Origin of the sequence: Massilia soli (genome assembly GCF_016809835.1) — a bacterium.
GTDB lineage: Bacteria > Pseudomonadota > Gammaproteobacteria > Burkholderiales > Burkholderiaceae_D > Telluria_A > Telluria_A soli.
The window spans coordinates 562,516-575,788 of the sequence record NZ_JAFBIL020000001.1 but is presented as its reverse complement, the minus strand read 5'-3'; the positions used below and the strand labels follow the sequence as shown (position 1 = coordinate 575,788).

Here is a 13,273-nt window from a genome sequence, read left to right as displayed (position 1 = left end):
TCACTTCGTCCCAAAGATACGCTGCAGGAAGCCTGGCTTTTCATAGCTGGTGAAACGCAGCGGCAAGTCTTCGCCGAGGAAGCGTGAAATCACATCTTCGTACGCTTCGGCAACGTCGGTACCCTTGAAGTGAATCGCCGGGTTGCCCTGGTTCGACGCGTGCAGCACCGACTCCGATTCCGGAATGATGCCGATCAGCGGGATGCGCAGGATTTCCTGCACGTCCTGGTACGACAGCATCTCGTCGGCTTCGACCCGCTTCGGCGAGTAGCGCGTGATCAGCAAGTGTTCCTTGACCGGCTCGGCGCCGGTTTGCGCGCGGCGCGACTTGGCCTGGATGATACCGAGGATGCGGTCGGAATCGCGCACCGACGACACTTCCGGGTTGGTCACGATGATCGCTTCATCGGCAAACGTCAGCGCCATCAGCGCGCCGTGCTCGATGCCGGCGGGCGAATCGCAGATGATGTATTCGAAGCCCATGTTGATCAGGTCGTTGAGCACGCGCTCGACGCCTTCTTCGGACAGGGCGTCCTTGTCGCGCGTCTGCGAGGCCGGCAGGATGAACAGGTTGTCGCAGTGCTTGTCCTTGATCATCGCCTGGTTCAGCGTCGCTTCGCCATTGATGACGTTGATCAGGTCATACACCACGCGCCGCTCGCAGCCCATGATGAGGTCGAGGTTCCGCAGGCCGACGTCGAAGTCGAGCACGGCGGTCTTGTGGCCACGCATGGCCAGCCCGGTGGAAAAGCTGGCGCTGGAAGTGGTCTTACCGACGCCACCTTTGCCGGACGTCACAACAATAATTCTTGCCACAGAAAGTCCTTTTCAGTATCTGGTTTTCAGGCGCGGGTGGCCGAACTGAGCGATAGTATATCCAGTCGGTCTCCGTGCAAACGGATTTGTGCAGGCCGCAGCGCCAGATCGGCCGGGAAGCCGTCGTCGAAGGTGCGGTACACCCCGGCGATGGAGACCAGTTCCGGCTGCATCGACAGCGCGAAGATGCGCGCGTCTGCATTGCCGGACGCGCCGGCGAGGGCACGCCCGTGCAAGGCGGCGTACACGTGGATGCTGCCGTCGGCGATGACTTCGGCGCCATTGTTGACGGCAGCGGTAATGATCAGGTCGCAGCCGCGCGCATACACGCGCTGGCCGGCGCGCACCGGGGTATCGACGATCATGGCGCCGACCGGCATTGCCGCCGGCGCCGCTTGCGGCGCCGCGGGGGCTGGTGCTGGTGCTGGAGCGGCCGGCTGGGCGGCCGGCGCGGCTTCTGCGCGCGGCTTCGCGCCGCCGCTGCCGTCGTCGATCGACAGGCCGCGCGCGCGGATCGCGTCAAACATGGCCGGGGTTGCGCCGCGCACGGCGACCGCGTTGAGGCGGTATTTTTTCAGCACGTCGACCAGCATGGCCCAGTCGATGTACGGCACGTCGGCGGCGATCGCGCCAACGTCGATCACCGCGAATTCATCTTCGAAGAAGTCGGACACGCCGCCCGTCATCTGCTTCAGGGCGGCATCGATCGCCAGCGGCTCGGCCGAGTGCAGGATCGTCGAGATCGCGACGACGGTGGAAATCTTGATTTCGATGGGCAGTTGGGACGGGCTTTTGAGCATAAGTGTCTGGTTGGGGGTTCGGCGCGAGCGGTCGTTCCTGACGGCAACTAGGCCTTGCGGATGCAGGGCCCGTGCATTCTACTGTGAAATTTGCCGGAAGGGGAGCATGCGACAAGTCGCGCGTGCCGGTCGCGGCCGCCGCGTCCCGGCGATCGGCCTCCGATCTGGCGCCAAAGGGTGGATTTTTGTGAATTAGCTGATAAGATTGATTTTGCTCAAACGCGTACCGGGTCAGCTGATTAGGATAGATGACTTTGCCGCCTGGGCCGCTACGCCCTGAAACCCTTCGGCCCCGGCCGGAACATCGGAGAATCACATGGAAGACGTCGTAATCGTGGCCGCCGGCCGAACCGCAGTCGGCAAGTTTGGCGGCACGCTATCCAAGATCCCTGCTGCGGAGCTGGGCGCCCACGTCATTCGCAGCCTGCTGGCCAGGACCGGCATCGACCCGGCCACCATCAGCGAAGTGATCCTCGGCCAGGTGCTTACCGCCGGCGTCGGCCAGAATCCGGCGCGCCAGGCCGCCATCAAGGGCGGCGTCCCGACCATGGTCCCGGCCTACACCATCAACAAGGTGTGCGGCAGCGGCCTGAAGGCGACCCACCTGGCGACCCAGGCGATCCGCTGCGGCGACGCCAGCATCGTCATCGCCGGCGGCCAGGAAAACATGAGCGCCTCGCCGCACGTGCTGAACAACTCGCGCGACGGTTTCCGCATGGGCGACGCCAAGCTGATCGACACCATGATCGTCGACGGCCTGTGGGACGTCTATAACCAGTACCACATGGGCGTCACCGCCGAAAACGTCGCGAAAAAATACGAGGTATCGCGCGCCGAGCAGGACGAGTTCGCGCTGCAGTCGCAGCTCAAGGCCGAAGCGGCGCAAAAGGAAGGCAAGTTCAAGGACGAAATCATCCCGCTTGAAATCCCGTCGAAGAAGGGCGCGATCATGTTCGATACCGACGAGTATCCCAAGCATGGCTCGACGCTCGAATCGCTGGCCGGGCTGCGCCCGGCGTTCGACAAGGCTGGCACCGTCACCGCAGGTAACGCGTCCGGCATCAACGACGGCGCCGCCGCCGTGATCATGATGAGCGCATCGAAGGCGCGCGAGCTGGGACTGACCCCGCTGGCGCGCATCAAGGCCTACGCCTCGTCCGGCGTGGCGCCCGAGATCATGGGCATCGGCCCGGTATCGGCATCGACGCTGTGCCTGAAAAAGGCCGGCTGGACCCACCAGGACCTGGACCTGATGGAAATTAACGAAGCGTTTGCCGCCCAGGCAATCGCAGTCAATCGTGAGATGGGCTGGGACACGAGCAAGATCAACGTCAACGGCGGCGCCATCGCCATCGGCCACCCGATCGGTGCGTCGGGCGCGCGCATCCTGGTCACCCTGCTGCACGAAATGGCGCGCCGCGACGCCAAGCGTGGCCTGGCCAGCCTGTGCATCGGCGGCGGCATGGGCGTCGCCCTGGCCATCGAGCGCGATTGACGGTCAAAGAGCAGTTCGCAATCACTTAAAAAAATTGGAGAAGACACATGGCTAGAGTTGCATTGGTAACGGGTGGTATGGGCGGTCTGGGTGAAGCGGTCTGCTTCAAGCTGGCTGCATTGGGCTACCGCGTCGTGACGACCTATTCCCCTGGGAACAAGAAGGTCGATTCCTGGCTCGCCTCCACCAAAGACATGGGCTATGACTTCAAGTCCTACGAGTGCGACGTGGCCGACTACGATTCGGCGCAGGCCTGCGTGGCGAAGGTCGAGAAGGAAGTGGGTCCGATCGATGTGCTGGTCAATAACGCCGGCATCACCCGCGACATGACCTTCAAGAAGATGGACAAGCCGAACTGGGACGCCGTGATGTCGACCAACCTCGACTCGGTATTCAACATGACCAAGCCGGTGTGCGACGGCATGGTGGAGCGGGGCTGGGGCCGCATCATCAACATCTCGTCGGTCAATGCATCGAAGGGCGCGTTCGGCCAGACCAACTACTCGGCGGCCAAGGCAGGCATGCACGGCTTCACCAAGGCGCTGGCGCTGGAAGTGGCGCGCAAGGGCGTCACCGTCAACACCATCTCGCCGGGCTACATCGGCACCAAGATGGTGACCGAGATTCCGAAGGAAGTCCTGGAAACCAAGATCATCCCGCAGATCCCGATGGCGCGCCTGGGCAAGCCGGAAGAAGTCGCCGGCCTGGTGGCTTACCTGGCGTCGGACGAGGCGGCGTTTGTCACCGGTGCCAACATCGCCATCAACGGCGGCCAGCACATGTCCTAAGACGCAGCAAATGAAGCACCGTCATTCCCGCGCAGGCGGGAATCCATGCTGGCGCGCAGTACAGGCGGTATGGATTCCCGCCTTCGCGGGAATGACGTTTTGAGACTGTGTTGTTCCCAGACCTCGATCCATGCCAACCACCACCTACCGCCTTGCCTGCACCGCCGACATCCCGGCAATGTCGGCGATCCGCCTTGCCGTGCATGAGAACCGGCTGCGCGACCCGTCGCGCGTCACGCTGGAGATGTACCAGGACTACCTCGACGCGCTGGGCCGCGGCTGGGTGTGCGAACGCGATGGCGTCATCGCCGGTTTTGCGTACGCGGAGCGCGACGCCGGCTCGATCTGGGCGCTGTTCGTCGATCCGAAGCACGAAGGCGCAGGCATCGGCAAGCAGCTGCTGGCGCTGGCCACCGGCTATCTGTTCGAGCATGGACATGCGAAGGTCGTTCTGAGCACCGGCCCGGACACCCGCGCCGACCGCTTCTATACGGCCCTGGGCTGGCGGCGCAGCCATCGCGAGGGCGACGCCGAAGCCTGCTTCATGCTGGAGCGCGCGTGAATGCCAGGCCCTACCTGCGCGAGGTCGTGCTCGCTCCCGAAGCGGACATCGACTATTCGGCATACCCGTTCTCGATTCCCTCGTTGCGGCGGCTCGGCAAACTCACCCTGCATGCCGACGTCACTTTTCTCGTCGGCGAGAACGGCAGCGGCAAGTCGACCGTGCTGGAGGCGATCGCGGTCGGCATGGGAATGCCTGCGGAAGGCGGCAGCCGCAACGTCAATCGCCAGCAGCAGGAAGTGTCGCCGCTGCAGCGCCACCTGAAATTCATCCGCAGCTACAAGAAGCCCGATGCGACTTACTTCCTGCGCGCGGAGAGCCTGTTCGGGGTCTTCAGCTACCTCGATGACGTCTACGGAAGGCAGCCGGGCGACGCGCGTTCCCTGCATAGCCGGTCGCACGGCGAAGCCTTCATGGAAGTGATCCTCGGCCTGCGCAAGAACGGCCTGTACCTGTTCGACGAACCGGAAGCGGCGCTGTCGCCGGCGCGCCAGCTGGCGGCGCTGTCGGCCATGCACCAGCTGGTAAGCCAGGAATGCCAGTTCATCATCGCCACGCACTCGCCGATTTTGCTGGCCTACCCGGGTGCTAAAATCCTGCACTTCGACGACGCTGGCATCAGCGAGCGGGCCTACGAGGACACCGAACACTTCGCGATCACCCGCGATTTCCTGAACCATTATCCGCGCCGGCTCGAACAACTGCTGGGCGACGGCTAACCGAGGTAACACCATGTTCACACTCCAACGCGGCGGCATGACGCTGTCGGCGCTCGACGAGCAAATGCTCGATCCCGGCGTCAAGGGCCTGCCGATCACCGAACCGCTGCGCCAGGGGGCGATCGGCGTCCAGGGCTGGAACGTGCTGCGCGCCGATACCAGCTTACCGGTCGCGGTGCTCAAGACCTCCAGCCTGCAGCACAACCTCGCGTGGATGCGCGACTTCTGCGAGCGCTACGGCGCAACCTTGGCGCCGCACGGTAAAACCACCATGAGCCCGCAGCTGTTCGGCGCCCAGCTGGCCAACGGCGCGTGGGGCATCACGCTGGCCACCGCGGTCCAGGTGCAGGTGGCGCATCGCTTCGGCGTGCGCCGCGTGCTGCTGGCAAACCAGCTGGTCGCCAGGGCCGATATCAACAGCGTGCTGCAGCTGCTGCGCGGCGACCCTGACTTCGAACTGGTCGCGCTGGTCGACTCGCTGGCCGGCGTGGCGCGGCTGGGCGAGGCGGTGGCGGCATTGCCGCTGGCGCACCCGCTCCCGCTGCTGGTCGAACTTGGCCTGCCCGGCAAACGTGCCGGATGCCGCAGCGCCGACGAAGTGATGGCAGTCGCGCGCGCCGTCGCCACGACGCCCGGGCTGCGGCTGGCGGGCATCGAAGGCTATGAAGGTTTGCTGGTCTCGAACGATCCCGAAGCCGACGTGCGCGCGGTCGAAACCTTTGTCGGGCGCATCGCCCAGCTGGCCCGCGACGCCGATGCCGAAGGCCTGTTCGACGGCGCGGAGATCCTTGTTTCGGCAGGCGGCTCCGCCTATTTCGACCTGGTCGCACGCGGCTTCAACGGCATGCGCGGCCTGTCTCGCCCGGTGCGGCCGGTGCTGCGCAGCGGCTGTTACCTGACCAGCGACCACGGCTCCTACCAGCGTCTGATCGGCAAACTCGACGAACGCGAAGCGCGGGGAGCGGGCCTGCTGCCGGCGCTGGAAGTGTGGAGCATGGTGCAGTCGCGCCCCGAGCCGCAGCTGGCCATCCTCACGATGGGCAAGCGCGACGCGTCGTACGATGTCGACCTTCCGGTGCCGCTGTTCACGCACCGGCCGGGTCCCGGCGCGCCTACCGCGCTGCCGCAAGGCTGCAGCATTGTCAAGATGAACGACCAGCACGCTTACCTGCAGCTACCGGACGGCAGCCCCTTGTCCGACTCGCTGTTGGTCGGCGACCTGGTTGGCTGCGGCATCTCGCATCCCTGCACGACCTTCGACAAGTGGCCGCTCATGCTGGCGGTGGACGACGCATACAATGTGCGTCACGCGCTCAACACGTTTTTCTAGTGCGCTACAATCTGCCATCGACCACGATACGACCGACCATGCCTGCGATTCCTACCTCCCTGTTCCCGCCGATTCTGCCGACGCGGCAAGGCATGCTTGAAGTCGACGAGCTGCACACGATCTACTGGGAGGAGGTCGGCAATCCCGACGGCGTGCCGGTGGTGTTCCTGCACGGAGGCCCCGGCGCGGGCCTGTCGCCCCAGCATCGCCGCTTCTTCGACCCGAAGTACTACCGCGTCATCCTGTTCGACCAGCGCGGCGCGGGCAAATCGACACCGCTGGGCGAGTGGCGCAGCAATACCACCGGACTGCTGGTCGAGGACATCGAAACGCTGCGCGTCAAATTCGGCATCGACAAATGGCTGGTATTTGGCGGCTCCTGGGGCTCGACGCTGGCGCTGGCCTACGGCGAAGCCCATCCCGAGCGCTGCCTGGGCTTCATCTTGCGCGGCATCTTCCTGTGCACCGCATCCGAAATCGACTTCTTCCTCAATGGCGTGCGCTGGTTCTACCCGGAGCTGTACGACGAATTCGTAGCGCCGATTCCAGAAGCCGAGCGCGCGGACCTGCTCACCGCCTACACCCAGCGCATGCTCAGTAGCGACCCCGAGGTCTACTGGCCGGCCGCGCGCGCATGGAGCCGCTACGAGGGCCGCCGCGTGTTCCTGCTGCCGCAGGACGAAGAGCCGTCGTCCGACACCCTCGACCTGGGCGTGGGCCGGCTGGAATCGCATTACATGGCCAACCTGGGCTTTTTCAGCGACGACCAGCTGGTGAAGAATGTCGGCCGGATCGCGCACCTGCCGTCGGTGATCGTGCAGGGCCGCTACGACGTGATCTGCCCGCCGCTGTCGGCCTACCGACTGCACCAGGCGTGGCCGGGCTCGCGCCTGCGCATGATTCCTGACGCCGGCCACGGCGCGCTGGAGGCTGGCATCGCCAAGGCGCTGGTGGCCGCCACCGAGCAGTTCAAGCGGAGCGGCAGCTTCGGGTAAGGCCCTGTGGGCCCCGGGCGCCTGATACACTAGCGCCAACAAGCCCGATAAAAACAACCGCGCCAGACCCATGAATATTCAGATCAGCGATATAGGCCACGTCATCCAGCTGGCAATTGCACCGGTATTCCTGCTCACCGGCGTCTGCACCATGCTGATGGTGCTGACCAACCGGCTGGCGCGCATCATCGACCGCTCGCGGGTGCTGGAAGACCGTCTCGAGATCGCCGCCCATGACCCCTACATGGACGAACTCGACACGCTTGACCGGCGCGCCCACCTGATCAACTACTCGATCACGCTCAGCACCACCTGCGGCTTCATGATCTGCCTGCTGATCGCGCTGCTGTTCCTTGGCGATACCACCAACCTGCCGCTGGACCGCTACATCGCGGGTCTGTTCGTGGTGGCGATGGTCGCCCTGATCGGCAGCTTCACAGCCCTGCTGCGTGAAATTTTTATCGCCTCCAAAGCGATGCGCGCGAGCGCCGCCCGGCGTCCGCGCCGCCAGCGCATGGACGGCGCCTAACCACACAACTTACCTATGCACGATTACAAACGTCCCCCGACCCTTTACCGCTACTCGCTGCGCTCCGAACTTGAAAAATCGCTCAAGGAAGGCGAGTTCATGCTGGTTTCCGCGAACAGCTTCCTGACCCTGTCGTTCTCCCGTTCGTGGGACAAGTCGCTGTTCGACGCACTCGGCGCCGACAGCTGCCTGGTGATCCACAACACCGAAGAATTCGGCGAGCGCCTGCACCGCGCGGTACAGCGCACCTTGCCCAACTGGGCCGGCATCGATGGCGCCGTCGAATACGGTGCGCGCGCCGCGCTTGGCGCCGCGTTCACCAAGTCCAGCGCCGAAGCGAACGAACAGGAATGGCTGTTCGCATGGCGCGCGATGTCGCCGAACATGAGCATGAATCCGGTCACGGTCCGTATCGGCAATATCGAAAGCTTCGCCGAGCTGCGCGGGCCGGACTACTATCCGTCCTGACGGCAGCGATTAGAACCCGGCATCTACAGGTTTCGGGTTCTAATGCGGATTGGCGTCGAACCACTTAAAACAATGACCAATCCAAGCTACCCGCACCTGCTCGCCCCGCTCGACCTCGGCTTCACCACGCTGCGCAACCGCGTCATCATGGGCTCGATGCACACGGGCCTGGAAGACCGCTTCTACAACTACGGCAAGCTGGCCGAGTTTTACCGCGAGCGCGCGCGCGGCGGTGTGGGATTGATCGTCACCGGCGGCATCTCGCCGAACCGCCAGGGGTGGCTGCTGCCGTTCGGCGGCACCATGAACTTCGCCGGCGACGTCTTCAACCATCGCCGCGTGACCAAAGCCGTACACGAAGAGGGCGGCAAGATCCTGATGCAGATCCTGCACTCGGGCCGCTATGGCTACCAGCCGTTCGTGGTATCGGCGTCCAGCGTCAAGTCGCCAATCTCCAAATTCAAGCCGCGCGCGCTGACCGAAGAGGGCATCGAAGCCACCATCCGCGATTACATCCGCTGCGCCAGGCTGGCAAAGACGGCCGGCTACGACGGCGTCGAGGTGATGGGCAGCGAAGGCTACCTGCTCAACCAGTTCCTGTGCGCGCGCACCAACCTGCGTACCGACCGCTGGGGCGGCAGCATCGACAATCGCATGCGCCTGGCGATCGACATCGTCACCCGCATCCGCCAGGAAGTCGGCACCGATTTCATCATCATGTACCGCCACTCGCTGCTCGACCTGGTCGACGGCGGCAACAGCTGGGACGAAGTGGTCACGGTTGCCAAGGCGCTGGAGCAGGCCGGCGTCACGATCCTCAACACCGGCATCGGCTGGCACGAGGCGCGGGTGCCGACCATCGTCACCTCGGTCCCGCGCGCGGCGTTTGCCAGCGTGGCCGGAAGGCTGCGGCGCGAAGTGAAGGTGCCGGTGGTGGCGTCGAACCGGATCAACATGCCGTTCGAGGCAAACGACATCATCGAGCGCGGCGACGCCGACATGGTATCGATGGCGCGGCCGTTCCTGGCCGACCCGCTGTTCGTGCAGAAGGCCGCGCAAGGCCGCGCTGACGAGATCAACACCTGCATCGGCTGCAACCAGGCCTGCCTCGACCATACCTTCTCGAACCAGCGCGCCACCTGCCTGGTCAATCCGCGCGCCTGCTACGAGACGGAGCTGGTGTATTCCAAGGCCAGTGCGGTGCGCAAGGTCGCCGTGGTTGGCGCCGGCCCTGCGGGGCTGTCGGCCGCCACAGTGGCGGCAGGGCGCGGGCATGACGTCACGCTGTTCGATTCCAGCGACAGCATCGGCGGCCAGTTCCGCATCGCGATGCAGATCCCTGGCAAGGAAGAATTCGCCGAGACCATCCGCTACTTCGGACGGCAGATCGAACTGACGGGCGTGAAGCTGCGGCTGGGCCAGCGCGTGTCGCGCGATGAGCTGGTGGCGGCGGGCTTCGACGAGGTGATTGTCGCTACCGGCATCAAGGTGCGCATGCCGGCGATCGACGGCATTGGCCACAAGAGCGTGCTGTCGTATATCGACGTGCTGCAGAAAAAGGCGCCGGTGGGCAAGCGCGTGGCGATCATCGGCGCGGGCGGGATCGGCTTCGATGTGGGCGAGTACCTGGTGCACGACATGTCGCATCCGCTGCCGGTGCCGATCCCTGCATGGACCGGGGAGTGGGGCGTCGACCTGAACGCGACCAGCGCGGGCGGGCTGGTGAAGCCGGTCGAGGCGGAACCGGCGCGCAAGGTGTACCTCATGCAGCGCAAGGCGTCGAAGCTGGGCGCGGGCCTGGGCAAGACCTCGGGCTGGGTGCATCGCGCCACGCTGGCGCGCAATGGCGTGGTGATGATGGCGGGCGTGCAGTACGACCGCATCGATGACCAGGGCCTGCATGTGACCGTGGGCGGCGTGCAGCAGCTGATCGAGGTGGACAACGTGGTGATCTGCGCGGGGCAGGACAGCCTGACCGAGCTGATGCCGCCGGATGGCACGCAGGGCGGGCCGCGGTTCCACAAGATTGGCGGCGCTGCGCTGGCGGCGGAGCTCGATGCCAAGCGCGCGATCAGGGAAGGCGCCGAGGTCGCGGCGAAGCTATGACGTCGTTCCCGCGCAGGCGGGAACCCATCCATCGCCACCGACGATGTTCAGCATGGGTTCCCGCACGCGCGGGAACGGCGGTGGGGTTATTTTTTGCGCACGACGACGCAGCCGATCGAGTAGCCGGCGCCAAACGAGCAGATCACGCCCTTGGCGCCCGACGGCAAATCGTCGCTGTGCTTGTGGAACGCGATGATCGATCCGGCCGACGAGGTGTTGGCATAGGTATCGAGGATCACCGGCGCCTCGTGCGGCTCGGCGTCGCGCCCAAGCAGCGTGCGCGCGATCAGCTGGTTCATGCTCAGGTTGGCCTGGTGCAGCCAGAAGCGCGAGATGTCCGCTACCTGCAGCCCCGCGCGCTCGACCGTTTCCTTGATCATGGCAGCGGCCATCGGGCACACTTCCTTGAATACCTTGCGGCCCTGCTGGCGGAACAGCTTGTCGGCCTTGCCCACGCCCGACTCGTCGAAGCGGTTCATGAAGCCGAAGTTGTTGCGGATGTTGTTCGAGAACTGGGTCTTGAGCTTCGATTCGAGGATCTCGAACTGGTTGCGGCTCCTGGCGGTTTCCTCGGCTTCAATCACCATCGCCGTGCAGGCGTCGCCGAAAATGAAGTGGCTGTCGCGGTCGCGGTAATTGAGGTGGCCGCTGGTGATTTCCGGGTTCAGCACCAGCACCGCGCGCGCCTGGCCGCTCTGCACCGCCGCCATCGCGGTCTGGATGCCGAAGGTGGCCGACGAACACGCGACGTTCATGTCGAAGCCGAAGCCCTGGATGCCGAGCGCCTCCTGCACTTCGACCGCCATGGCCGGGTAGGCGCGCTGCATATTGCTGCAGGCGACGACCACCATGTCGATGTCGGCTGCGGCGCGGCCGGCATTGTCGAGCGCCTGGTGCGCGGCCTTGACGCAGATTTCGGCCTGCAGCGACAGCTCGTCGTCGGCACGTTCGGCAATCCGCGCGGTCATGTGGGCCGGGTCGAGGATGCCCGACTTTTCCATCACGTAGCGCGATTTGATGCCGGAGGCTTTTTCGATGAAGGCGGCGCTGGACGGTTCGATCGCGGCGACGGTGCCGTCGGCAATCGCCTTGGCGTTGTCGGCGTTGAACAACTCGGCGTAGCCGTTGAAGGCGGTGACCAGCTCTTCATTCGTGATCGAATTGGCCGGCGTGAACAGGCCAGTGCCACTGATAACGACTTTTTTCATATGCGACTTTCAAATTAGGTAAGCCGGGCGTGCCCAGGCAGGTCGTGTGATTTTACACGCGGGGTATCCGCAGGGGATAAAAATGTCGGCCACTTTGGAGGGCGCGCTCGAACCACACTGTTGCGTATCTTGCCGTGCGAGAATAGTTGACCAAACGCATATTTTGATAATCATTCGTCTATAATTCTCTGTTATTCCGGCATTCTCAAGATTAGGCGCAGCGAAACATGACTGATAAGTCGCACAACAAGACCGTACTGATGATTGCCATGGAGGTGCCGCCCGCGCGCAGCGCCGGCGTGCAACGGCCGTACCGCTTCGCCGAATATCTGCTGGAAATGGGCTGGAACCCGGTGATCCTGACCGCCACCACCGATGTGTACGGCCGCTTCGACCATGAATTGCAGGTGCCGCCTGCGCTGGCGGCCAATATCTACCGCGCCAAGGCCAGCGACATCAACAAGGTGCTGTCGATCGGCGGACGCTCGCCGGACTTCCTGGCCCTGGCCGACCGCTACTGGCCGTGGTATTTCAGCGCGACCAAGCTGGGCGCCGAGATCATCCGGAAGCACAATGTCGGCGCGATCTGGTCGACCTACCCGGTGCTGACCGCGCACCTGATCGGCCGCAACCTGGCCAACCGCTTCAACCTGCCATGGATCGCCGACTTCCGCGACCCGATCCAGTGCCACTACAACCCGCACTACAAAAACTTCAACGGCCTGACCAGGCACCTGGAGCGCAAGATCGTGGCGTCGGCCAGCAAGGTCTGCCTGACCAGCGGCGAATCGGCCCAGCTGTACCGCGAGCTGTACCCGCACCAGCCGGCCGACAAGTTCTTCGTCATCGAGAACGGCTTTGCCTCGATCGAGCTGCCGCCGTCGGCGACGCCGGAAAAATTCATGCTGCTCTATAGCGGCGCCCTGTACGGCAATGGCCGCGACATCAACGGCATCTTCCGCGCGCTGCGCCAGCTGAAAGACCAGCAGCTGATCAACGCCAGCAATTTCGTGCTGCGCTTCCGCGGCAGCGCCAAGCCGGGCCGCTTCGATGCCGAACTGGCCGCCCACGGCGTCGCCGACATCGTCGAATTTGCGCCGCCGGTGCCATTTGCGCAGGCATTGGCCGAAATGCAACAGTGCTCGGCGAATATGCTGATCCAGGACGAGGTATTCCGTTATCAGGTTCCTGGCAAGCTGTACGATTACATCCAGAGCCGCAAGCCGATCCTGGCCATTTGCCCGGAGCGCAGCGCCACGGCCAACGTGTGCGCGGCGATCCCGAACGTGTGGCGCGCCTGGAGCGACAGCGAGCTGAGCGCCGCGCTGGCCGGCATCCTCAAAGGGCAGTTCGCCGCGCCGCTGGCGGCGCCGGAACTGGAACAGTACAGCCGGCGCGGACGCACGCGCCAGCTCGCCGCGGCGATCGAAGGCCTGGTCGCGGCCAAACAATAACGT

At 64.5% G+C, this 13,273-nt stretch carries 13 protein-coding genes; 10 read left to right on the top strand and 3 right to left on the bottom strand.

The window, feature by feature from the left end; all coding sequences use genetic code 11:
* Positions 1–816 (bottom strand): septum site-determining protein MinD, encoded by an 816-nt coding sequence (minD, locus tag I4X03_RS02610; RefSeq protein ID WP_223465150.1) that lies wholly within the window; start codon positions 814–816, stop codon positions 1–3.
* A 26-nt stretch (positions 817–842) separates the two neighbouring features.
* Complete coding sequence (gene minC / locus I4X03_RS02605; RefSeq protein ID WP_223465148.1) at positions 843–1,616, bottom strand: septum site-determining protein MinC; 774 nt, start codon at positions 1,614–1,616, stop codon at positions 843–845.
* Positions 1,617–1,932: 316 nt separating this feature from the next.
* Here minC and I4X03_RS02600 point away from each other — a divergent pair, with 316 nt between their 5' ends.
* The 9 genes from I4X03_RS02600 (at position 1,933) to I4X03_RS02560 (ending at position 10,608) form a co-directional block, all read left to right on the top strand.
* The gene (locus I4X03_RS02600) at positions 1,933–3,111 is read left to right on the top strand and encodes an acetyl-CoA C-acetyltransferase (RefSeq protein ID WP_223465140.1); all 1,179 of its coding nucleotides are present in this window, start codon (positions 1,933–1,935) and stop codon (positions 3,109–3,111) included.
* A gap of 47 nt (positions 3,112–3,158) precedes the next feature.
* Positions 3,159–3,899 (top strand): acetoacetyl-CoA reductase, encoded by a 741-nt coding sequence (gene phbB / locus I4X03_RS02595; RefSeq protein WP_223465139.1) that lies wholly within the window; start codon positions 3,159–3,161, stop codon positions 3,897–3,899.
* Between the two features lie 130 nt (positions 3,900–4,029).
* Positions 4,030–4,461, top strand: a complete 432-nt coding sequence (locus I4X03_RS02590) for a GNAT family N-acetyltransferase (RefSeq protein ID WP_223465135.1) — start codon at positions 4,030–4,032, stop codon at positions 4,459–4,461.
* On the top strand, positions 4,458–5,180 hold the full coding sequence (locus I4X03_RS02585; protein WP_223465133.1) for an AAA family ATPase: 723 nt from the start codon (positions 4,458–4,460) through the stop codon (positions 5,178–5,180). The genes I4X03_RS02590 and I4X03_RS02585 overlap by 4 nt, the downstream gene beginning before the upstream one ends.
* A gap of 13 nt (positions 5,181–5,193) precedes the next feature.
* Positions 5,194–6,510: an amino acid deaminase gene (locus I4X03_RS02580; RefSeq protein ID WP_223465131.1), complete on the top strand. Its 1,317-nt coding sequence runs from the start codon at positions 5,194–5,196 to the stop codon at positions 6,508–6,510.
* 38 nt (positions 6,511–6,548) lie between these two features.
* Entirely contained in the window at positions 6,549–7,505 is a 957-nt protein-coding gene (gene pip / locus I4X03_RS02575; RefSeq protein ID WP_223465129.1) for a prolyl aminopeptidase, read from the top strand.
* A gap of 70 nt (positions 7,506–7,575) precedes the next feature.
* Positions 7,576–8,034 (top strand): DUF2721 domain-containing protein, encoded by a 459-nt coding sequence (locus I4X03_RS02570; RefSeq protein WP_223465127.1) that lies wholly within the window; start codon positions 7,576–7,578, stop codon positions 8,032–8,034.
* A 15-nt stretch (positions 8,035–8,049) separates the two neighbouring features.
* Positions 8,050–8,502: a hypothetical protein gene (locus I4X03_RS02565; protein WP_223465125.1), complete on the top strand. Its 453-nt coding sequence runs from the start codon at positions 8,050–8,052 to the stop codon at positions 8,500–8,502.
* Between the two features lie 72 nt (positions 8,503–8,574).
* Positions 8,575–10,608: an NADPH-dependent 2,4-dienoyl-CoA reductase gene (locus I4X03_RS02560; RefSeq protein WP_223465123.1), complete on the top strand. Its 2,034-nt coding sequence runs from the start codon at positions 8,575–8,577 to the stop codon at positions 10,606–10,608.
* Between the two features lie 86 nt (positions 10,609–10,694).
* Here the strand turns inward: I4X03_RS02560 and I4X03_RS02555 are convergent, their stop codons facing one another.
* Complete coding sequence (locus I4X03_RS02555) at positions 10,695–11,816, bottom strand: beta-ketoacyl-ACP synthase III (protein WP_223465121.1); 1,122 nt, start codon at positions 11,814–11,816, stop codon at positions 10,695–10,697.
* A 227-nt stretch (positions 11,817–12,043) separates the two neighbouring features.
* Here I4X03_RS02555 and I4X03_RS02550 point away from each other — a divergent pair, with 227 nt between their 5' ends.
* Positions 12,044–13,270 (top strand): glycosyltransferase family protein, encoded by a 1,227-nt coding sequence (locus I4X03_RS02550; RefSeq protein ID WP_223465119.1) that lies wholly within the window; start codon positions 12,044–12,046, stop codon positions 13,268–13,270.
* Positions 13,271–13,273: the final 3 nt, after the last annotated feature.

Bases quoted from the DNA above. Each gene is read 5' to 3' on its own strand.
- minC (WP_223465148.1), bottom strand. From the start codon at position 1,616: ATGCTCAAAAGCCCGTCCCAACTGCCCATCGAAATCAAGATTTCCACC.
- I4X03_RS02600 (WP_223465140.1), top strand. From the start codon at position 1,933: ATGGAAGACGTCGTAATCGTGGCCGCCGGCCGAACCGCAGTCGGCAAG.
- phbB (WP_223465139.1), top strand. From the start codon at position 3,159: ATGGCTAGAGTTGCATTGGTAACGGGTGGTATGGGCGGTCTGGGTGAA.
- I4X03_RS02590 (WP_223465135.1), top strand. From the start codon at position 4,030: ATGCCAACCACCACCTACCGCCTTGCCTGCACCGCCGACATCCCGGCA.
- I4X03_RS02580 (WP_223465131.1), top strand. From the start codon at position 5,194: ATGTTCACACTCCAACGCGGCGGCATGACGCTGTCGGCGCTCGACGAG.
- pip (WP_223465129.1), top strand. From the start codon at position 6,549: ATGCCTGCGATTCCTACCTCCCTGTTCCCGCCGATTCTGCCGACGCGG.
- I4X03_RS02570 (WP_223465127.1), top strand. From the start codon at position 7,576: ATGAATATTCAGATCAGCGATATAGGCCACGTCATCCAGCTGGCAATT.
- I4X03_RS02565 (WP_223465125.1), top strand. From the start codon at position 8,050: ATGCACGATTACAAACGTCCCCCGACCCTTTACCGCTACTCGCTGCGC.
- I4X03_RS02560 (WP_223465123.1), top strand. From the start codon at position 8,575: ATGACCAATCCAAGCTACCCGCACCTGCTCGCCCCGCTCGACCTCGGC.
- I4X03_RS02555 (WP_223465121.1), bottom strand. From the start codon at position 11,816: ATGAAAAAAGTCGTTATCAGTGGCACTGGCCTGTTCACGCCGGCCAAT.
- I4X03_RS02550 (WP_223465119.1), top strand. From the start codon at position 12,044: ATGACTGATAAGTCGCACAACAAGACCGTACTGATGATTGCCATGGAG.